Raw genomic sequence first — 19,980 nt, forward strand, 5'->3', positions numbered from 1 at the left:
AGCGTTGTCCGGCGCCCCGGCGACGAGGATAATCGTGTACGCACAGTGACCGCGCGGTCGTCGGTCCGCGCCGCCCGGGGGCGTCCCACCGCTGGTCATGGTGCGCTTCGGCCCGCTGGCACCGCGGCGAAGCATTGCTAGAGTCGCATCGGGTGCAGCGCTGCGCCGCGCGCGGGTCGCACGCGCGGCAAGGCGGTGCGGAAAGGGGGAAATATCGTGACCAACTCCGTTCGCGGCGACGGGCCGGACGGGGCTGATATCGGCCTCGCGCTGTACCAGACGCTGCGCGAGGGCGGCTCCTCCGTTCCGGCCAAGGCCGCCGCCGGCATCGGGCTGACCGACGAGGAGGCGGCGGCCGGCTGGTCGGAGCTGAAGGGCCTCGGGCTGATCCGCCCGGGCGAGGCACCCGACGAGGTGGCGCCGGTCGAGCCGGACACCGCGCTCATCGAACTGCTCGCCCGGCAGCGGGACGTGCTGCGCACGCAGCGTGAGGAGCTCTCCGGGGTGATCAGGGCCGCCGAGCACCTGATCGAGCACTACCGGCCGGCCGTGATGCGGGAGATCGCGCAGATCGAGGTGGAGCTGGTGACGCGGGACAACCGCGGCCGCCAGTTCGTCCGGGACTTCGACGCGCGGATCGTCTCCTCGGCCGGCTCGATGCATCCGGGTCCGCTGCCGCCGAGCGAGGTGCTGGTCTCCTCGCTCGCCGGGGACGCGGCGCTGATCGAGCGGGGGGTGCGGGTGCGCTGCATCTACGGGCAGAGCATCAACTCCGCGCCCAGGCAGCGCAAGTACCTCTCCGACCTCGCCGCGGTCGGCGCCGAGGTGCGGCTCGCCCCGCAGGTCCCCTTCGACCTGATGATCGGCGACACCCACAGCGCACTGGTATCGGCCGATCCCGACGATCCGCACGGCCCGGCGGTGATCGTGCGCGGCCCGGCGCTGGTCCGCTCCTACGTGGCGCTCTACGAGGACTGCTGGCTGCGCTCGGTCCCGTACACCACCAAACCGGCCGGCAGCGAGGACGACGAACTGACCGAACAGCACCGCACCACACTGCGGCTTCTGGCAAACGGGCTGACAGATGAGCGTATCGCCCGCAAACTAGGGGTATCACTGCGTACTGTGAGTCGCCTGGTCTCTGAGATCATGCGGTATCTGAATGCGGAGAGCCGGTTCCAGGCCGGTGTTCTCGCGGCGGCCCAGGGGCTTATTTGATGTGCGCGCTTACGCCATGGCGCATATGCGCACAAGCGGAGCGTTGCCTTCTATCTGCCGATCCTGCCAGGATCGGCCTGGTTGTATGAGTTGTCGTACGCCAACAGATGTCAACGCGAGCATTCCTCAGCACACCTCGAAGGATGGCCATGTCGCGTACTCGGGGACTCCTCCGTGTCTCAGCCGTTGCGGGCTTGATACTGGGCGCCTCGGCCGCAGCCGGTACGGTTGCCGCCGCCTACGCCGACGACGCTCCTGCCACGTCCGCGCAGGTGGCAGTGTCCGGCCAGGCCGGCCAGGCCGCCGGCACCGACGCGGTTCCTGCCACCGCCGCCGCGGCGGGCAACCAGGTTGCCGCCCCGGACAGCTGGTGGCCGTAGGGATGTGACCCCGCGGGGAGTTCGGCGAACTCCCCGCAGCAGGCGGGTGGAGCCGGTACGCGAGCGGTTGGCGTGCCGGCTCTCGCGTTTCCCGCCTGCCCCGAAGGGGCCAGGGGAGCACGGGTGTCGGTGGTCTGCCGGGTGCCGGATCGCGGGCCCGGCCGACCGCAAGGGGTGGGCGGTCGTCGTCAGCCCGCGACGGGGCACGGGGTGCGGTGCAGGGCGTACAGGGACCTGCGGAGCACCGTGTCGATCTCCGCGGCGGCGTCCTCGGCCGCCGGGTGCACGGCGAGCCAGCCCAGGTGCCGGCGGAGGAATGCGGCGAGGGCCGGCACCGTCCGTAGGGGGAGACGGACGGTGCGGCCCTCGACAAGCAGATCGGCCCAGGAGGTGAGTGTGCCTCGTACCGCTGCGCGCGCCTCGACAGCCGGCCCGTTCAGGGGGATGCCGGGCCGGTCAGTGCCGGTCTCTCGGTCGCCGGAGTGCGGCGCCGGTACGAGTGCTGCCTCCAACTCGCCGTATACCCGGGGAAGCAAGGCGAGTTGCCGATCCAACCGCTCCTGGCAAGGGACGCACAGGGCAGGGTCCGTCTCGACGCACAGATGGTGCGCGCTCCGGAACTCGATGTCCTGCACTGCCTTCGTCCCTTCCTCGCCGGGGCGGTAAGTAGAGCGTTCCAGGAAGCAGGCGATCCGGACAATGTCCACCGACCGGCCGGATTCTGCAATGGCGCATTCGCGCATCTAGGGCATCCGTGAGGCCGTTGACCAGGGGTGGCGCGCGGTGTTCGTGTGACGTCTGGGCCGGCCGGCCGGGGCCCCGGGAAGGGGGTGCGGCGGCCTCGGGACCGTCGCCGTCGTGGCTGCTCAGCGGCCCTGCTCGTCCTTCACTGTGATGCCGAGGGCGGCCGCGAGCGCCGGTGCCAGGTCGAGCAGTTGGGCGGAGCTGATGACGGCGCCGCGCAGTGCGTCGTAGCCGTCGGCCAGTTCGACGGTGACCGCGCCGCGCAGGTCGGTCCGCTTCAGCTGGGCGCGGCCGAGCCGGGCCCGCTCGATCCGGCTGCCGGGGAAGGCCACCCGGTCGAAGCGGGCCTCGCCGAAGTCCACGTCCCGCAGCACGCAGTCCTCGAAGACGACCTCGCGCAGGCTGGCGCCGCGCAGGTTGACCGAGTCGAGCTTGCAGCGGCGCAGGACCATCCGGTGCAGTACCGCGGAGAACGCCTCCACGCCGGCGAGCGAGCAGCCGACCAGCGCGGAGTCCAGCCAGGTGCTCTCGGCGAGGGTGGCGCCGGTCAGGCGGGTGCCCGACAGCCACAGGTCGTTCATCCGCGCCTTGCGCAGCCCGGTGCCGTCCAGGACGCAGTCGGTGACGGCGGACTCCAGGAACCGCGCGCCGCCCGCGTCGTTGCCCGCGCCGCCGGTGAACTCCCGCCCGTCGATGTGCACGGTGTCGTAGTCGCCCTCGGTCTCCAGCGGCCCGTCGTAACGGCGCAGCAGGTCGGCGTAGGGGAGATCGGCGAGTTCGTCGGGTGCGTCCATGGACGGGACCCTAGTGCGGGCCACCGACAGCGGAGCGGGCGCCGGAGCCGCCGACGGAGCGGCCGGGACAGCGGCTGCCGGGGCAGCGGAACCGGTGGCCTGTGCGCGGGCTCCGCGGCGCCACCCTTCAGCACGCGGGCCCGACTTAACGGACATAACCCTCGCCGGTTGCTAGCGTGGCGGCCCATGAGCGCAACCTCGGCGACCGCGCCGCCGCCGCGGCGCCCGGCCGAACCGCGCGGGCCCGCCGCCACCCGCCGGGCCGACCGCCGCGGGGTGGAACTGTGCCTGCTGGTGGCGGCGGTGGGCATCTGCGTGTACGGGTACGCCGAGGTGGGCCTGGCCCGCACCGGCGCCGTCCCGAAGGACGCGGCGGCCTACGGCGGCGGGCTCGGCGGCCTGGCGCTGCTGGCCCACGCGGCGGTGCGGGCCGGCGCCCGCTACGCCGACCCGCTGCTGCTGCCGATCGCGGTGCTGCTCAACGGCCTCGGCCTGGTGCTCATCTACCGGCTGGACCTGGAGCCCTCGCTCGGCCCGCGTGCGGCTCCGGCCCAACTGGTGTGGTCCGGCACGGGGGTGGGGCTGTTCATCGTCACCGTGCTGGCGCTGCGCGACCACCGGGTGCTGGCCAGGTACGCGTATGTGAGCGTCACCGCGGCGCTGGTGCTGCTGGTGGCGCCGATCGCCTTCCCGTCGGTGAACGGGGCGCGGATCTGGATCAGGGCGGCCGGGTTCTCCATCCAGCCGGGCGAGTTCGCGAAGGTGCTGCTCGCGGTGTTCTTCGCCGGCTACCTGTCGGCGAACCGGGCCGCGCTGGCCTACGCGGGCCGCCGGGTGCTGGGCATCGATCGGCTCCAGCTGCCGACCGGGCGGGTGCTCGGGCCGGTGCTGGCGGTGTGGCTGGCCAGCGTCGGGGTGCTGGTGCTGGAGCGGGACCTGGGCACCTCGCTGCTGTTCTTCTGCCTGTTCGTGGTGATGCTCTACGTGGCGACCGGCCGCACCGGCTGGATCGCGGTCGGCCTGCTGCTCGCGGCCGGCGGGGCGGCGGCCGTGAGCGCGAACGAGCCGCACGTCCACCAGCGGGTGCAGGACTGGCTGCACCCCTTCGCCTCGATCGCGGCCGGCGACGGGCCGAGCCAGATCGCCCAGTCTCTCTTCGCCTTCGGCAGCGGCGGCGCGCTGGGCGCCGGGCTCGGGCAGGGCTCGTCCGCGCTGATCGGCTTCGCCGCCAAGTCCGACTTCGTGCTGGCCACCGCGGGCGAGGAGCTGGGCCTGGCCGGGCTGTGCGGGCTGCTCGGCCTGTACGCGCTGCTGGTGGCCCGCGGGTTCGCGGCGGCGCTGGCGACCCGGGACCCCTTCGGGCGGCTGCTCGCGGTGGGGCTCGCCTCGATCCTGGCGCTCCAGGTGTTCGTGATCACCGGCGGGGTGATGGATTTGATCCCGATGACGGGCATGGCGATGCCGTTCCTCGCCCAGGGCGGTTCCTCGGTGGTCACCAACTGGCTGATCGTGGCGGTGCTGATCCGGATCAGCGACCGGGCCCGCCGGCCGGAGCCCGCCCCGGCGGCGGTCCCGGCGGCCGAGCGGGCCGCCCGGTGAACCGCTGCGTGCGGCACGCGGCCGCCTTCTGCGCCCTGCTGCTGCTCGCCGTGCTGGCCAACGCGGTCCGGGTGCAGCTGGTCCAGGCCGGCCGCCTCGCCGCGAACCCGGCCGACCGCCGGGCCGACATCGCCCTGTACCGGCAGCCGCGCGGGAACATCCTGGTGGCCGGCCGCCCTGTCACCAGCTCGCGCGCCACCGGCGGCCAACTGCGGTACGTGCGCAGCTACCGCGACGGCCCGCTGTACGCGCCGGTGACCGGCTTCGCCTCCCAGATCTACGGCGCCAGCCTGCTGGAGGGCACCGAGGGCGCGCTGCTGGACGGCAGCGACCCGGCGCTGGACGAGCAGCCGCTGTGGCCGGAGATCACCCGCGCCCGGCAGCGCGGCGGCGACGTGCACACCACCATCGACCCGGCGGCCCAGCAGGCGGCCTTCACGGGCCTCGCCGGGCGCAGGGGCGCGGTGGCCGCGCTGGACCCGGCGACGGGCCGCATCCTGGCGCTGGTCTCCTCGCCGTCCTACGACCCGGGGCGGCTCGCGGGCGCCGGGCCCTCGGTGACGGCGACCTGGAAGCAGCTCAACGCCGATCCGGCGCAGCCGATGCTGGACCGGGCGATCCGGCAGACCTACCCGCCGGGTTCGACGTTCAAGGTGGTCACCGCGGCGGCGGCGCTGGAGAGCGGCGAGGTCACCGACCTGCGGGCGCGGACCGCCTCCCCCGACCCGTACACCCTGCCCGGCACCACGGTGCGGCTGACCAACGAGGGCGCCGGGTGCCGGAACGCGAGCATGTTCGACGCCTTCCGGTACTCCTGCAACACGGTCTTCGCCAAGCTGGGCGCGGACCTCGGCGACCAGGCGGTGGTGGCGCAGGCCGAGCGGTTCGGCTTCGACGACACGCGGCTGCGCATCCCGCCCGCGGTGGCCGTGAGCACCGTGGACCGCTGGATGAGCCCGGACCAGGTGGCGCTCTCCTCGATCGGGCAGTTCGACACCACCGCGACGCCGCTGCAGATGGCGATGGTGGCGGCCGCGGTCGGCAACGGCGGCCGGCTGATGGCGCCCTACCTGGTGGACGAGGTGACCAGCCACGGCGGGACGACGGTGTCGCGGACGCGCCCGCGCCTGCTGCACCAGGCGGTCAGCGCCCGCACGGCCGCGCTGTTGCAGGAGTTGATGGAGGCGGTGGTGACCCGCGGCACGGGCGGCAACGCGGCGATCCCCGGGGTGGTGGTCGGCGGGAAGACCGGCACCGCGCAGCACGGCCCGGCCAACAAGGGCACGCCGTACGCCTGGTTCGTCTCCTACGCGAAGCCGCCGGGCGCCGACCGGGCCTCGGTCGCGGTGGCCGTGGTGGTGGAGGACGCGGCCGCGGTGCGGGCCGACATCTCCGGCGGCGGCAACGCGGCCCCGATCGCCCGCGCGGTGATGCGGGCGGTCCTGGCCGCCCCGCCGCCGGCCCCCTGACGGGGGCCCCGGGGCAGCCGCAAATCGCCGGTTGCCGGGGGTCAGTTCACCTTCGGGAAGCTGAAGGCGTAGCCCTGGGTGTGCAGCCAGGTCAGGGTCCGGTCGAGGGCGGCGACGGTCTGCGAGCGGTTGCCGCCGCCGTCGTGGAAGAGGATCGTCGGGCCGTTGCCGATCTCGTCCTTGACGGTGCGGACGATGGTGCCGACGCCCCTGCGCTCGTAGTCCTTGGTGTCGACGTTCCAGCCGAGCGGCCGCATGCCGTGGTGGGCGGCGAAGGCGCGGCTGGCCGGGGTGAACGCGCCGCCGGGGGCGCGGTAGTACGAGACGCGGGCGCCGCCGGACGCCTGCTCGATCATGGTGAGCGCGTCCATGATCTCGGCCTGCTGGTAGGCCACCGGCTTTTTGTCCATGGCCTCGTCGTGGTGGACGGTGTGGTCGCACAGCCGGTCGCCCGCGGCCACCACCTGGCGGACCACGGCCGGGTTGGCCCGGGCCTGCGGGCCGATCATGCAGAAGGTCGCGTGCGCGTGGTGCTTGGCGAGGACGGCGAGCACCCTCGGGGTCCATACCGGGTCCGGCCCGTCGTCGATGGTGATGTTCACCGCCCGGCCGGGCGTCTCGGCGGCGTGCTGGATGGAGTCGGGCACCAGCGGGTACGTGGGCGCGGCGGGCGCGTGGCCGGCCGTGCCGGGGTGCGCGGTGCCGCCCGGGGTGCGGGCCGGCGCCTTCGGGGCGGTGCGGACAGCGGTGGTGTGGGCGGCGGTGCGGGTGCCTCCGGGCGAGACCAGCGCGGTGATCACCGCCGTCAGGGCGACCACGAGGACGGCGGCGGTGATCGCGACGGCCTGCGGGGCCGCCCGCAGCCGCTCGCCCGCCGTCCTGGACCCCGACTGCCCGATGCCCGCGCTGTGCCCGCTCTTCGGCCGGCCCGCTATTCGTCCCCGTACGGTCATGCGCTGGTCCGCCCCTTGTCCATGGTCTTCGGTGTTCCTGCTGCGGCTGCCGTGCGGCTCGTGGCGCAGCTTCCCGGCGACTCCCGGGAGCCGCGGAACCGCCCGGGCGGACCCGGTGGTCGGCGGGCCCGCGATCCGATAGATGCGGCCGCCCAGGGTACGGTTCCCTGCCGCCGCGCGGGCGTTGCGGGCGTTACACGATCAGGACACGCGGGCGCACGGGCCGGCGGCCCGACCGGTCATCCGGCGGGCGGGGCGGCGAGCCCGGTGCAGCCGCGCAACTCCGCCTGGCGGCGGGTGATTTCAACGCCCTCGCGGCCGGTCTGCGGCTCGGGCAGGCCCTGGCTGCCGACCAGCGCGGGGCTGAAGCCCGCGCCGGTGACGCGGCCGGCCCGGTCGAGGGTGAGGGTGGTCACACCGGTCTCGTCGGAGTGCGGGTACGGCGAGGTGCCGTACCAGAGGAAATTGCCGAGGCCGTAGGCGACGAAGGTGCGGCCGAGCATGCCGGAGCCGAGCACGACATGCGCGTGGGTGCCGACGACCGCGGCGGCGCCGGCCGCGGCCAGGTCCGCGGCGAGCGAGGTCTGCTCGGCGGTGGGGCAGCTCTCGCCCTCGGTGCCCCAGTGCAGGTAGACCACGACGGCGTCGGCGTGCGCCCTGGCGGCGCGCACCGCGGCCAGCAGCCTCGGGCGGTCCAGTGCGGAGGCGATGCCGGCCGTGGCGGGCCCGGCCCGGAAGTCGGCGTTGGTGATGTCGTCGATCTGGCTGGCGGCGAGCAGGGCCAGCCGCACCCCGCCGATCGTGGCGGTGTACGGCCGGTACGCCTGGGCCGCGTCGGCGCCGATGCCGAGTACGGGGATGCGGGCGGCGCGGGCGGCGGCCACGGTGTCGGCCAGGCCCTCGGCGCCGTAGTCCACGGCGTGGTTGTTGGCCATGGTGACGGCGTCCACGCCGGAGTCGCGCAGGGCCGTCAGGGCGGCCGGGGTGGTGCGAAAGTGGTAGGTCTTCGGCTGCGGGGTGCCGCGGGTGGTGATCGCCGACTCCAGGTTGACCATGGCGAAGTCGGCGGCGGCCAGGTGCGCGGAGACCGGCCCGAGCGCGGGGTCGAGGCCGAGGCGGGCGGCGGTGCGGCCGGCGAAGTGGACGTCGCCGGCGAAGGCGAGGGTGATGGTGCCCGGGGCGCGGCGCGCTGCTGCCGCGGGGCCTTCGGCGGCGCCCGCGCGGTGGCCGGGGCGGGCGGCGAGCCGGTCGGAGGCGCCGGTGGCGGCGAGCAGCAGGCAGGTCGCGGTCAGCGCGGCCGCCCCGCGACGGCGGGTCCGGGTGCGGGTACGGCGGGGCGCGCGGCGATCTGATCCGTCGAGCATCACATCAACATAAGGTCATATTTTCATTATTCCTCCCGATTCACCCTCTTTGCCATCGACGTGTCGGCGGCGGTCGCACCCGGCAGCCGCACCTCACTTCCGGACAAGCCGCGCACGAAGGGTTGACGGGCTTGTTGACACGGAGTCTTATAAGAGCCGTACCTTCGGTAACCCTCATGCAGCGGAGGCCGGTTCACCCATGGACGCGCACCTGATCGACCGGGAGAGGACCGCCGAGCGGCTGCTGGCGGCGTCCGCGAAGCACTCCTTCGACCCGGACACCGAACTGGACTGGGACGCGCCCTTCGAGGAGGGCGCCTGGTTCTGGCCGCCCGAGCTGGTCTCCCTCTACGACACCGAGCTGTGGCGGCGGATGACGCCGGAGCAGCAGATCACCCTGTCCCGCCACGAGGCGGCCTCGCTGTGCTCGGTCGGCGTCTGGTTCGAGACGATCCTGATGCAGCTGCTGCTGCGGCACACCTACGACCTGGAGCCGACCAGCGGCCACGTCCGCTACGCGCTCACCGAGATCGCCGACGAGTGCCGGCACTCGAAGATGTTCGCCCGCGCGGTGACGAAGATGGGCACCCCCGTCTACGGGCCCAGCCGGCTCGACCACGCGCTCGGCCGGGTGCTGAAGACGGTCTCCACCACGCCGGGTTCGTTCACCGGCACCCTGCTGGCGGAGGAGATCCTGGACTGGATGCAGCGGCTGACCTTCCCCGACGAGCGGGTGCAGCCCTTCATCCGCGGGGTAACCCGCATCCATGTCGTCGAGGAGTCCCGGCACATTCGCTACGCCCGCGAGGAGCTGCGCCGCCAGATGGTGACCGCCCCGCGGTGGGAGCTGGCCGTCACCCGGGTCGCCTCGGGTGAGGCCGCCCGCGTCATCGCCCGCTCGCTGATCAGCCCGAAGGTGTACGCCGCGGTCGGCCTCGACCCCGCGCACGCCGCCGAAGTGGCCCGCACCAGCCCGCACCGCCGCGACGTGATGCGGCAGTCGGCGAAGCGGCTGATGGACTTCCTGGAGGAGATCGGCCTGCTGCGCGGCCCGGCCCGGCCGTTGTGGAAGGCGTCGGGGCTGCTCTGACGACGTCGGGCAGCGGCGGACAGTCGGCAGGCGGCCGTCTCGGCCGAACAGTGCGGGAAGCCCCTGCGACCGGGCACGTTCGTTCCGCTCGTCACGCTCGGCCGGCCGTGCCGGCCGAACAAAACGAACCGGCCCGCAGCTGCGGCACGTTCCGACTGCCCGGCAGGGACGGGACGGCAGCTCAGCCGAACAGCTCGGTGAGGCGGCCCAGCAGCGCCGTTCCGGGGCTCGCGGGTGACTCCTGGCCGAGCGCGGCCCGGGCCACGCGGGCGGTCTGCGGGTCGGTGGCCGCGGTGGCGAGCAGCAGCGCGGTGAAGTGGTCCACCAGCCACCCGCACAGCTCGGGCAGCGGCGGCTGCTTGCCCTCGTCCAGCCAGAGCAGGGAGACCGCCTCCACCGAGGCGATCCACGAGCGCACCATCAGCGCGAGCCGCGGCCCGGGTTCGGCCACCTCCAAGTGGCGCAGCACCTGCTCGGCCGCGGCCCGCCGCACCCCGTCCACGATGGCGTCCGTACGGCTGGTGCCCACCACCCCGCCGCCGCGCAGCAGCGCCCCGTAGGCGGCGTCGTGCTCGTCGACATAGGCGAGGTAGCGGCCGAGCGCCGCCGCCAGCCGCTCGGTGGGCGGCCCCTGCGCCGGTACGGCGAACCTGCCGGTCAGCTCCTCCGCGGCGCCCAGGACCGCGGCCTCGTACAACTGCTGCTTGCCGCCGGGGAAGTAGCGGTAGACCAGCGGGCGCGAGACACCGGCGGCCGCGGCCACGTCCTCCACCGAGACGTCCTCGGGCCTGCGGTGCCCGAACAGGTCCACGGCGGCGGCCAGCAGTTGCTCGCGGCGCCGCTCCACACTCATCCGCCGGTAGGCGGGCACCGCGCTGCTGCTCATGCCCGAAAGCCTACGGACGCGCCCGCCGCCGCTGCCATCGGGCGGGCCGCCCGCGGACGCCGGATCGCGGGAGAGGGTGCCGGTTACGCGCGCACCGGCAGCTGCGCGTAGAAGTCCAGGTGGCGGCGGGCGGCCTCGGCCCAGGTGTGGCGGGCGGCAAGGGCGGTGCCGGCGGCGCGGCGGGCCGGGTCGGGGCCGTCGAGCGCTTCGGCGAGCCGGTCGGCCAGATCGCGCGGCCCGGCTGCGAAACGGGCGGCGGGCCCGAACACCTCGCGCAGCACCGGCAGATCGCGCACCACCAGCGGCACGCCCGCGGCCAGCGCCTCCATCGCGGCCAGCCCGAAGCCCTCCTTGACCGAGGGGAAGGCGAAGGCGGCCGCCCCGGCGACCAGCGGCGGCAGGTCGTCGTCGGGCACCGCGCCCAGCACGACCGGTTCGACACCGAGTTCGGCCGCCCGCCGCTCCCAGGCGGCCCGGTAGTCGCGGTAGTCGAAGAGGGTCTCACCCCCGGCGATGGCCAGGGCGATGCCGGGCACGCGCTCGCGCAGCAGCGCGTAGGCCTCCAGCAGGTCCAGGGAGCCCTTGCGCGGTTCGATGCCGCCGACCGTCAGGACGTAGCGGCCCAGTCGGGCGCGCAGGCGGTCGCGGGCGGCCGGGTCGGCGGCGGCGAAGCGGGCGGCGTCCACGCCGTTGGGGATCACCCGCGCCCGCAGGCCCCAGCCGTCGGCGAGTTCGGCGGCCACCGCGGCGGAGACGCACACGTGCGCGTAGGGCTCGGTGATCGCCCGCTCGTGGCAGGCGGCCAGTTCGGGGGTGGTGAAGTGGTCGATGTGGTGGACGGTCCGCACGCAGGGGCCCGCCGCGTTCGCGCTGATGCAGTCCTGGGCGTGCACGATGTCGTACGAGCCCGCGTGCGGGGCGAACGCCTCACGCAGCACCGCGATCGAGCGCAGGATGCGCGCCCCGGTGCCCTCGCCCGCGGGCCCGTCGGGGAAGGGCACCAGGCGGACCGTCACGGCCGGGTCCACCGGGCGGAAGAAGCCGGCGTCGCCGCCGCGGCCGAGCGACCACACGGTGACGTCCTGGCCCTGGGCGGCCAGCGCCTCGGCCAGGGCCAGGGTGTGCACGACCCCGCCGCGGGGCTTGGTGGAGTAGCTGAGCAGGGCGATCCTCATCGCGGGCGCTCCCGGTAGACGTCGGGCCGGCGTTCGGCCAGGTGGTGCAGGATGCGCCGGGCCCGGTCGATCTCGGCCTCGACGTCCACCTCGGCGACGGCCAGGCCCGCCTTGGACCAGGTGCGGGCGAGGATGTCGCCGCCGGGGCCGACCACCTTGGACTGGCCGAGGAAGCGGATGCCGCCCATCGTGCCGGTCTGGTTGGAGGAGGCGAGCACGACCTGGTTCTCCGCGGCCCGCGCCTGGTCGTAGAGGTCGAACAGGCGGGCCTGGCGGTCCTGGGCCATCCGCGGCGCCCGGTTGGTGATGCTGGTGGGCCAGGCGGACAGGCAGGCGAGGACACCGGCGCCGTCCAGCGCGAGCGAACGGGCCGCCTCCGGGAAGGTCTTGTCGTAGTCGATCAGCATGCCGATCCGGCCGACGGGGGTGTCGAAGGCGTCGAAGCGGTCGCCCGCGGTGTAGGCGGCGACCTCCCCGGCGGGCAGGTGCACCTTGCGGTGCCGGCCGAGGACGCCGTCGCCGCTGACGCAGACCGCCGCGTTGTAGCGCACGTCGCCGCCGTCCTCGCAGTAGCCGACGCAGACCGTCATCTCGGCGGCGAGCGCGGCGACCCGGCCGATCAGCGGGTCGTCGGGCTTCAGCGCGGGCGGCAGCGCGTCGGGGTCGGGGTGGCGCAGGTCGGCGAGGTAGCCGCCGAGCGCGGCGTCGGGCAGCACCAGCAGCCCGGCGCCCGAGGCGCGCGCGTCGCCGATCAGCTTGGCCACGCGGGCCAGGTCGAACTCCAGGTCGCGGCCGAAGTGTGCGGCGGCGGCCGCGATCCGGACGGTGCTCATCTGCCAGGTGCTCCTGCTGCTGGTGCTGCTGCCGGTTGTGGTGCGGGTGCTGCGGCCGGTGCCGGTGCCGGTACTGGCGCCGCCGCGCCCGCCGGGGCGGGTACGGGGGTGCGCGGCACGTAGCTGTCGGGGCGGCGGTCGCGCAGGTGCGCCATCGAGCGGCGGGCCGTCCGCAGGGCCGCGCCGACGTCCACCGAAGCGACCGCCAGGCCCCCGCCGACGCCGGTGTCGGCCAGTACGTCGCCGCCCGGGTCGACGACCTTGGCGCTGCCGACGAACCGCAGCGCACCGAAGGTACCGGCCTGGTTCGCCGACAGCCAGACGATCTGGTTCTCCAGCGCCCTGGCCCGGTCGAAGAGGTCGAATCGGCGCTTCCAGCGGTCCTGGGCGAGGTCGGCGGCCGCGTTGGTGCGCGAGCCCGGCCAGGCGGAGATGCACACCCCGATCTGGGCGCCGTCCAGCGCCAGTGCCCGGGCGGCCTCCGGGAACGCCTTGTCGTAGCAGATCATCATGCCGATCCGGCCGGCCGGTGTGTCGAAGGCGTGGAAGCCGTCGCCGCTGGCGTAGCTGGCGTCCTCGCTCAGCGGCTGGTGCACCTTGCGGTGGTTGCCGAGCACGCCGTCGCCGGTCACGCACACGGCGCTGTTGTAGCGCACGTCGCCGTCCGCCTCGCAGTAGCCCGCGATCACCGTCATCTCGCCGGCGATCCGGGCCAGCCGGCGGATCTCGGGGCCGTCCGGGTCCAGCGGCGGCGGCCCGGCGTCCGCGCTGTCGCCGTCCAGGCTCAGCAGGTAGCCGCCGAGGGCGGCTTCCGGCAGGGCGAGCAGGCCGACGCCGGCCGCGCGCGCGTCGGCGACGATCCGCTCGACGGCCTCGAAGTCCGCGGCCAGGTCGCGCCCGAAGGGCGCGGCGGCCGCGGCCATGGTCAGGGTGGTCATGCGGGTCCCATTCCGGTCACGGCGGCGGTGACCGCCTCGGTGGTCTCTCCGTCGGGCCAGCGCAGCCCGACGCCCTGCCCCTGGGTCAGCTCCCCGCACACCGCGCCCGTCGCCGGGCCCGCGGACAGTTCCGGCGCGCCGGGGGCGTCGGCGGTGAGCATGGCGAAGCCGGGGAAGCAGGTCAGCCAGTCGCCCATGGAGGCCCCTCGCGGGCGCGGCACCGCGGCCACGTCGAGCACCGCGCGGCAGCCGCTCGCCTCGGCGAGCATCCCGAGGGTGCCCGCGGCCCCGGCCATGGACACGTCCTTGGCGGCCGCGGGCCGTGCGGCGGCCACCGCGCCCGCCATGGCGCGCAGTTCGTCCGCCCGGCGGCCGCTGGTGGAGTCCCACTGGCGGCCGCGGTACCCGGCCCGCCAGGAGCCACCGAGGTCGGCGGTGAGCCGCACCCGGTGCCCCGGCCGGCCCCCGCCGCCGGGCACGGGGTGCGCGGTGCGGCCGAGCGCGGTCACCGACAGGGCGGCGGGCACGCCGAGTTGGGTGTGCCCGCCCAGCACCGGCAGGCCCCAGGCGGCGCAGGCGCGGGCCAGCCCGTCGAGCACCCGCCGCGCGTGGGCGGCGTCGGGCGCGCCGAGCGCGTCGAGCAGCCCGACGGGCGAAGCACCCATCGCGGCAAGGTCGTTGACGTTGACCAGCACCGCGCACCAGCCGGCCCACTCGGGGTCGCGGGCCACCATCGACGGCAGGATGGCGTCGCAGGCGGCGATCACGTCGGAGCCGGGCACGGGCGCCCCGTCGTCCCCGACGAACCCGGCCCCACCGAGCCCGGCGAACCCACTGTACGGGGACGGGAGTCGGCCCGGGCCGCCCGGGTACGCACCCGGGACCCCGGGCACGGCGGCGTACGGCCCCGCCGCCGCACGACCCTCGTAGCCGCCCGGCGAACCGGCGTCGCCCGGCCCGGCGTAGGAGCCCGCCGCGGTCCCCGGGCCACCTGGGTACGTGCCGTCGAAGCCGGCAGAAGCACCGTACGAGCCCGCCACCGCCGCCGGGCCATCCGGATACGCGCCCGCGAAGCCGGAGGAAGCCGGGCCCGACGCGCCGTACGGGCGGGGCCCTTCGGTGTCCGGCACCGCTCCGCGCAGGGCCGCGAGCAGCGGGCCCAGGGGGGACTTCGCCGCCTCGGCCAGCGCGGCGATCCGGCCGATCGGCCACCGCATCAGCACGTGCGGGCGGCCGGCGGCGACAGCGGGGCGGACCCGCTGCCAGCCGAGCCGGGCGAACATCCGCTCGGCGGCGGGCTGCACAGTGGCGTCGAAGCGCAGCACGCCCTCCTGCTCGGCGCGGGCGCAGGCGGCGCGGACCAGAGCGGGGCCGACACCCGAGGCGCGGCGGGCGGCCGGGTGGACGGCGAGCCGGCTGCCGGCCCACCAGCCGATGTCCGGCCCGTCCGGCACCGGGTGCAGCCGCACACCGCCGAGCAGGGCGCCCTCGCGGTCGCGGGCCAGGAGCACCACGGTGCGCGGGTCGGCGTCGTGGCCGTCCAGGTCGTGGCGGTCGAACAGGCCCTGCTCGGCGACGAACACCTGCCGGCGCAACTGCCGGTACTCCGCGTGCGCGGCCGTGTCGGTGGCCTGCTCGATCCGGAAGCCGGCGCGGGCTCGGGCCAGGGTGGCGCGGTCGCCGAGCAGCGCCAGGATGTCCTGGGCCTCGGGGGCGGGCGGGGCCGCGGGCCCGCCGTCGAGCAGCGACACCGCGCTCACCCGCCGGCCGTCATCAGCACGCTGCACGCCCCGCAGGCCGCGCAGCCGGCCTGCTGGTCGGCGCCGTGCATCCCGGCGGCCCGCAGCTTGGCGGCCACGCCCTCGGTGACGTGCCGCAGCAGGTGCGCGGACGGCGCGGGCACGCCGTCGCGGGCGGCCAGCGTGCCGCGCATGGGGCGGAAGGGCACGACGAAGGGGTACACCCCGCGCTCGATCAACTCCCCCGCGCCCGCGATGAGTTCGTCCGGGTCCTCGCCGAGGCCGACGAGCAGGTAGGTGGAGACGCGGTTGCGGCCGAAGACGCGCACCGCTTCGTCCCACGCGGCCTCGTACTCCGCGAGCGGCACGGTGGACTTGCCGGGCATCCAGCGCCGCCGCACCTGCTCGTCCAGGGACTCCACGTGGATGCCGATGGCGCTCGCCCCGGCCTCGTGCAGGGCGCCGATCCAGGCGAGGTCGCCGGGCGGCTCGCACTGCACCTGGATCGGCAGCCCGGGCACCGCGGCGAGCACCGCCCGCACCGAGCGCGCCAGGGTGCGCGCGCCGCGGTCGGGCCCGGTGGTGGTGCCGGTGGTCATCACCATCTGCCGGATCCCGTCGAGCCGTACGGCCGCCTCGGCGACCTCGGCGAGCTGGGCGGGGGTCTTGGCGGCCACCGTGGCACCCGAGCGCAGCGACTCCTCGATGGTGCAGAAGCGGCAGCGGTCGGCCTCGCCGTAGCGGATGCAGGTCTGCACGACGGTGGTGGCGAGCACGTCGGCGCCGTGCAGGCGGGCGATGTGCTCGTACGGGGTGCCGTCGGCGGTGGCGAGGTCGTAGAACCGCGGGCGGCGTACGGGGGTCAGGGTCAGGCCGGTGTCCTGCTCGCCGAGCCAGACCCGGCCGTCGCGGACCCGGTACGGGCTGGCCGGGTTGGTGGGCAGCGCGGCGTTGGCACCGTCGACGAGGACGTGCCCGTCGTCGCTGGGGCCCGCGCCGTCGGGGCGCCGTACGGGGGCGTCCGAGGCGACTCCGTGCAGGGCGAGTTCGGCGCGGGTCATGATCCGCACGTCCACCGCCGTCGATCCGGTGCCAACGCTCACGGGGGCGCCTCCTACAGCTGGTAGGTCGAGTTGATGATGGCGCCCTTGCGCGCGTAGTGGATCAGCGCGTCCTGGACGTCGAGCGGGTGGGTGGGGATGACGCCCTCGATCAGGTCCTCCTCGCGGGCGCCGTGCAGGGACAGGCCGAACCGGCAGCAGTAGACCTTGCCGCCCTCGGCGATGAAGGTCTTCAGCTGGTTGTTGATGTTGTGCTCGCCGGGGAAGGCGGAGGTGCCCGTGGTCGGGAAGCCGCGGGTGGCCAGGCAGTTGAGCGAGCCGGGCCCGTAGAAGTAGATCGCGGTCTCGAAGCCCTTGCGCAGCGCGCGGGTGGCCTGCAGGACGGCGACGAAGGAGACCGACGACTCGTGGGCGATGCCGTGCACGAGGGTGAAGTACGTCTCGCCGTTCTCGGCCTGGTAGTCGGGGAAGACCTTGGTGGAGCCGTAGAGCGAGGAGCCCTCGGGCAGCGAGGGGTGCGGGATCTCGGTCAGCGACTTCTGCTCGACGTCGGTGAGCGCTGCGGTGTCGGACACGTGGTGACTCCTTTGCAGAGGGGACGGCTTGGGGCTTGGGGAGGGTGGTCGGGGAGGCCGGTGCGGGCGGTGCCGGGCCGGGCTCGGGCCGGTCATGAGTCGGGCTCGGGCCGGTGTTGAGCCGGTGTTGAGCCGGTCGGGGGACGGTCAGTCGTAGAGGGCGGCGAAGGTGTCGCGGAAGACGCGGGCCTGCAGTTCGCTGCCGGCCAGCGCGGCGGCCGTGCGGGCGTGCTCGCCGGCGTAGTCGCCCCAGGGCTGGTCGCTGGCGAAGAGCACCCGGTCGTGGCCGAGGCCGCGCCGCTCGATCTCGGCGGCCAGCCACCGCGGGGCGAAGCCGATCGCCCAGGACAGGTCGGTGTAGACCCGCTTGCCGGCGGCGATCCAGTCGAAGAACCGGCCGCCGGCGAGCTTGATGTGGCCGCTCATGCCCCCGCCGAAGTGCACCAGGTGCACCGGCACGCGGTCGGCGTACCACTCCACCAGGTGCCCGACCTCGTCGATGTCGGAGGCCGCGCCGGGCGAGGTGTGCACGTGGACGACGAGGCCGTACCGCTCGGCTGCGGCGAAGATCGCGTCCAGCGGCGCCCGGCAGTCGGGGTCGGTGGGGCGCCCGCCCAGCAGGAAGCTGAGCTTGAGGGCGCGCACACCGGGCTCGCCGGCCAGCGCCAGCGCCTTCGCGGTGCGCTCGGCGTCGGCCGGGCGGGGCGAGACCCACAGCCCGGCCCGGACCCGGTCGTCGGCCTGGGCGGCCTCCAGCACCAGGTCGTTGAGCCGGAAGGCGGCATCCGGGTCGGGCACACCGTAGTTGGGGATCACCAGGGCGCGCTCGGTGCCCTCGGCGTCGAGGTCGGCGAGCAGCTGCTTGACGGTGCCGCGGGCGGTGGTGTCGGGGTTGACCGGCGGACCGCCGTAGAAGGGGTGGGCGGGCAGGACGCCGATGTGGCGGTGGGCGTCGAAGACCATGGGGCGCGTCCTTCGAGCGGGATGCGAGCAGGATGCGAGCGGGGCTTGGGCGGGACTTGGGCAGGAGTGGGCGGTGGGCGGGCGGGGCCGGCGGTGTCAGCCCGCGGGCAGGGCGGGGGCCAGCGAGGTCGGGGCGCCGGTGAGGGTGCCGCAGACGTCGGCGAGCCGCCGGTTGGCGTCGATGTGGTCGGCGAGGAACTCCGCGTCCCGGCCCACCGCCTCGAAGCGGCCCGAACCCCAGGTGTGCTGCCAGGGCAGGCCGAGGAAGTACAGGCCGGGGCAGCTGGTGGCGCCGCGCCAATGCATGGGGTAGCCGCGGCCGTCGAAGACGGGCACCCCGATCCAGGTGTGGTCGCGGCGGAAGCCGGTCGCCCACACCACGGCGGCGACGCCCTCGGCGGCCAGGTCCAGCGTCCTGGGGTGGCCGGGCCCCGGCCGCCAGACGGGCACGTAGCGGGCCTCGTCGGGGGCGGCGAGGCCGCGGGCGGCGATGTGCTGGTCGATGGCGTCCTTGATGGACTCCGCGACGGCGTCGGCCCGGTCGAGGTTCGCCGCGAGGTCGGCGGCGAACTCCAGCCGGCCGCCCTCGGCGCCGGTGAGGTGCCCGTACAGCCGCATGCCGTCGCGGGCGAAGGCGCGCAGGTCGATGTCGCGGCCGCCGTCGCGGCCGGTGACGTAGTGGTTGACCCGGACCCGCACCGCCTCGGCGTCGTCGAACTCGTCGACCGGCCGGTCGTAGTGGCCCATCTCGTCCAGCCAGGCCACGCAGTCCCGGCCGCGGTAGAAGCGGGCCACGCGGGGCGCGCCGCCGACCGCGAGGTGCACCCGGCGCCCGGCCAGGTGCAGATCCTCGGCGATCTGGGCGCCGGACTGGCCGGAGCCGACCACCAGCACCGCGCCCGGCGGCAGGGCGCCGGGGTTGCGGTACTGCGAGGAGTGCAGCTGGACCAGGTCCGCGGGCAGCCGCTCGGCCAGCCGCGGCACCTTGGGCGTGTGGTAGGGCCCGGTGGCCACGATCACCTGGTCGGCGGTGAAGGTGCCCCGGCTGGTGCCGAGTTCGAAGGCGCCACCGGGCAGCCGGCGCAGCGCGGTAACGGTGGTGTCCTCCACCAGCGGCGGCTGGAAGGAGGCGGCGTAGTCCTCCAGGTACCGGACGATCTCGTCGCGCACCATGAAGCCGTCCGGGCCGCCGCCGCGGTAGGGGAAGCCGGGCAGCCGGCACTGCCAGTTGGGCGTCACCAGGCAGAAGGAGTCCCAGCGGCGCGCGCGCCACTCGTGGCCGACACGGTGGGCCTCCACCACGACGTGCCCGATGCCGCGCCGGGTGAGGTGGTGGCTGGCCGACAGCCCGGCCTGGCCGCCGCCGACGACCGCCACCGGCCAGTGCCCGCCGGCGAGCCGGGGCGGGGCGGTCACCGCGGGCTCCCGTCCGGGTTGACCAGCGACTCCACGGTCATCTGCGCACCGGGCGGGTAGGCGGCCGCCGACTCCTCGATACGGGCGAGCTGTTCGGCCGCGGCGGTGCAGGCGAAGCCGTACTTCGCGCGGACCCGCTCGCTCGCCTCGCCCAGCGCGGCGCGGCTGCGCGCCACGAAGTCGGCGACCTCGTAGCGGGCGCCCGCGGTGAGGTGGTCCTCCACTACAGTGGACGGCGAGTAGCAGCGCTGGGTCCGTCCGTCGGGCCAGCGCACGTGGACGTAGAGCTCGGGCATGCCTGTCCTCCATGCGGGACGCGGCCGGTGGCGGGGAGAGCCGTCGGCTGCGGCGTGTGAGGACCACTTCAGCCAGCGGGCGTTGCCGATCGAAGTCATCGGGACTAAAGACGCGTTACGGAATCCTCACCGTGCGTGAGGGCGGCGGGCCAGGCGTGGCGGCGGGCGGCGCCGGCGGCGGGCGTGGGAGCCTGGGCCGGTGCGACACGAGGAGACCGAGTTCGTCGGCGGGCCGCTGGACGGCCGCGTGCTGGAGGTCGTCACCGGCATGACGGGCCAGCCCCCGCCGGACTACCGCGTGCCCGTGCCCGCACCCGAGGGCGGCCCGGAGACCGTGCACGTCTACCACCGCGCGCCCGGGAGGGGCCGCACCCGCTGGGCCTACGTGCACGACCCGGAAGGCAGGCCGCACCCCGACCGCCCGCGCTGGCCGTGGTCGAAGCGGCCCTGAACGGGGGTCGCGGTGGGCGTTACGGCGCCGTATGCA

At 75.1% G+C, this 19,980-nt stretch carries 20 protein-coding genes; 6 read left to right on the forward strand and 14 right to left on the reverse strand.

Going from position 1 to position 19,980, the window contains the following annotated elements; all coding sequences use genetic code 11:
• Nucleotides 1-216 precede the first annotated feature (216 nt).
• Nucleotides 217-1,218, forward strand: a complete 1,002-nt coding sequence (locus BLR33_RS07550) for a helix-turn-helix transcriptional regulator (protein WP_107408854.1) — start codon at nt 217-219, stop codon at nt 1,216-1,218.
• 194 nt (nt 1,219-1,412) lie between these two features.
• Nucleotides 1,413-1,598, forward strand: coding sequence for a hypothetical protein (locus tag BLR33_RS07555; protein WP_093783501.1), 186 nt, complete (start codon nt 1,413-1,415; stop codon nt 1,596-1,598).
• 188 nt (nt 1,599-1,786) lie between these two features.
• Here BLR33_RS07555 and BLR33_RS07560 read toward each other — a convergent pair whose 3' ends face one another.
• Complete coding sequence (locus tag BLR33_RS07560; RefSeq protein ID WP_143031656.1) at nt 1,787-2,305, reverse strand: hypothetical protein; 519 nt, start codon at nt 2,303-2,305, stop codon at nt 1,787-1,789.
• Nucleotides 2,306-2,464: 159 nt separating this feature from the next.
• The gene (locus tag BLR33_RS07565) at nt 2,465-3,136 is read right to left on the reverse strand and encodes a pentapeptide repeat-containing protein (protein ID WP_093783503.1); all 672 of its coding nucleotides are present in this window, start codon (nt 3,134-3,136) and stop codon (nt 2,465-2,467) included.
• Nucleotides 3,137-3,322: 186 nt separating this feature from the next.
• On the opposite strand from BLR33_RS07565, the gene BLR33_RS07570 reads away from it, so the two are divergent.
• Nucleotides 3,323-4,735: an FtsW/RodA/SpoVE family cell cycle protein gene (locus BLR33_RS07570; RefSeq protein WP_093783504.1), complete on the forward strand. Its 1,413-nt coding sequence runs from the start codon at nt 3,323-3,325 to the stop codon at nt 4,733-4,735.
• A complete protein-coding gene (locus BLR33_RS07575; RefSeq protein WP_093783505.1) occupies nt 4,732-6,204 on the forward strand; it encodes a peptidoglycan D,D-transpeptidase FtsI family protein in 1,473 nt (490 codons plus the stop codon). The genes BLR33_RS07570 and BLR33_RS07575 overlap by 4 nt, the downstream gene beginning before the upstream one ends.
• A gap of 41 nt (nt 6,205-6,245) precedes the next feature.
• Here the strand turns inward: BLR33_RS07575 and BLR33_RS07580 are convergent, their stop codons facing one another.
• Nucleotides 6,246-7,157 carry a polysaccharide deacetylase family protein gene (locus BLR33_RS07580; RefSeq protein WP_093783506.1) on the reverse strand — a complete coding sequence of 304 codons (912 nt, stop codon included), beginning with the start codon at nt 7,155-7,157 and terminating at the stop codon, nt 6,246-6,248.
• A gap of 239 nt (nt 7,158-7,396) precedes the next feature.
• The gene (locus tag BLR33_RS07585; RefSeq protein WP_093783507.1) at nt 7,397-8,521 is read right to left on the reverse strand and encodes a CapA family protein; all 1,125 of its coding nucleotides are present in this window, start codon (nt 8,519-8,521) and stop codon (nt 7,397-7,399) included.
• A 199-nt stretch (nt 8,522-8,720) separates the two neighbouring features.
• Here BLR33_RS07585 and BLR33_RS07590 point away from each other — a divergent pair, with 199 nt between their 5' ends.
• A complete protein-coding gene (locus tag BLR33_RS07590) occupies nt 8,721-9,611 on the forward strand; it encodes an AurF N-oxygenase family protein (protein ID WP_093783508.1) in 891 nt (296 codons plus the stop codon).
• A 181-nt stretch (nt 9,612-9,792) separates the two neighbouring features.
• On the opposite strand, the gene BLR33_RS07595 is transcribed toward BLR33_RS07590, so the two are convergent.
• From BLR33_RS07595 to BLR33_RS35605, 10 genes are all read right to left on the reverse strand, one after another.
• A complete protein-coding gene (locus BLR33_RS07595; RefSeq protein ID WP_093783509.1) occupies nt 9,793-10,497 on the reverse strand; it encodes a TetR/AcrR family transcriptional regulator in 705 nt (234 codons plus the stop codon).
• A gap of 83 nt (nt 10,498-10,580) precedes the next feature.
• On the reverse strand, nt 10,581-11,672 hold the full coding sequence (locus tag BLR33_RS07600) for an MSMEG_0565 family glycosyltransferase (protein ID WP_093783510.1): 1,092 nt from the start codon (nt 11,670-11,672) through the stop codon (nt 10,581-10,583).
• Nucleotides 11,669-12,505, reverse strand: a complete 837-nt coding sequence (locus BLR33_RS07605; protein ID WP_093783511.1) for a carbon-nitrogen hydrolase family protein — start codon at nt 12,503-12,505, stop codon at nt 11,669-11,671. Before BLR33_RS07605 ends, BLR33_RS07600 begins: the two co-directional genes overlap by 4 nt.
• The gene (locus BLR33_RS07610; protein WP_093783512.1) at nt 12,502-13,443 is read right to left on the reverse strand and encodes a carbon-nitrogen hydrolase family protein; all 942 of its coding nucleotides are present in this window, start codon (nt 13,441-13,443) and stop codon (nt 12,502-12,504) included. The genes BLR33_RS07605 and BLR33_RS07610 overlap by 4 nt, the downstream gene beginning before the upstream one ends.
• Nucleotides 13,440-15,230 carry an MSMEG_0567/sll0787 family protein gene (locus BLR33_RS35960; RefSeq protein WP_245771240.1) on the reverse strand — a complete coding sequence of 597 codons (1,791 nt, stop codon included), beginning with the start codon at nt 15,228-15,230 and terminating at the stop codon, nt 13,440-13,442. Before BLR33_RS35960 ends, BLR33_RS07610 begins: the two co-directional genes overlap by 4 nt.
• Entirely contained in the window at nt 15,200-16,285 is a 1,086-nt protein-coding gene (locus BLR33_RS07620; protein WP_245771241.1) for an MSMEG_0568 family radical SAM protein, read from the reverse strand. Before BLR33_RS07620 ends, BLR33_RS35960 begins: the two co-directional genes overlap by 31 nt.
• Before the next feature lie 11 nt (nt 16,286-16,296).
• Entirely contained in the window at nt 16,297-16,818 is a 522-nt protein-coding gene (locus BLR33_RS07625; protein ID WP_093783513.1) for an MSMEG_0572/Sll0783 family nitrogen starvation response protein, read from the reverse strand.
• 147 nt (nt 16,819-16,965) lie between these two features.
• Entirely contained in the window at nt 16,966-17,781 is an 816-nt protein-coding gene (locus BLR33_RS07630) for an amidohydrolase family protein (protein ID WP_093783514.1), read from the reverse strand.
• Between the two features lie 96 nt (nt 17,782-17,877).
• A complete protein-coding gene (locus BLR33_RS07635; protein ID WP_218136622.1) occupies nt 17,878-19,197 on the reverse strand; it encodes an MSMEG_0569 family flavin-dependent oxidoreductase in 1,320 nt (439 codons plus the stop codon).
• Nucleotides 19,194-19,493 carry an MSMEG_0570 family nitrogen starvation response protein gene (locus BLR33_RS35605; protein ID WP_218136623.1) on the reverse strand — a complete coding sequence of 100 codons (300 nt, stop codon included), beginning with the start codon at nt 19,491-19,493 and terminating at the stop codon, nt 19,194-19,196. Before BLR33_RS35605 ends, BLR33_RS07635 begins: the two co-directional genes overlap by 4 nt.
• Nucleotides 19,494-19,692: 199 nt before the next feature.
• On the opposite strand from BLR33_RS35605, the gene BLR33_RS07640 reads away from it, so the two are divergent.
• Nucleotides 19,693-19,944, forward strand: a complete 252-nt coding sequence (locus tag BLR33_RS07640; protein WP_093783516.1) for a hypothetical protein — start codon at nt 19,693-19,695, stop codon at nt 19,942-19,944.
• Nucleotides 19,945-19,980 lie beyond the last annotated feature (36 nt).

Origin of the sequence: Actinacidiphila guanduensis, from assembly GCF_900103985.1 — a bacterium.
GTDB classification, from domain to species: Bacteria; Actinomycetota; Actinomycetes; order Streptomycetales; family Streptomycetaceae; genus Actinacidiphila; species Actinacidiphila guanduensis.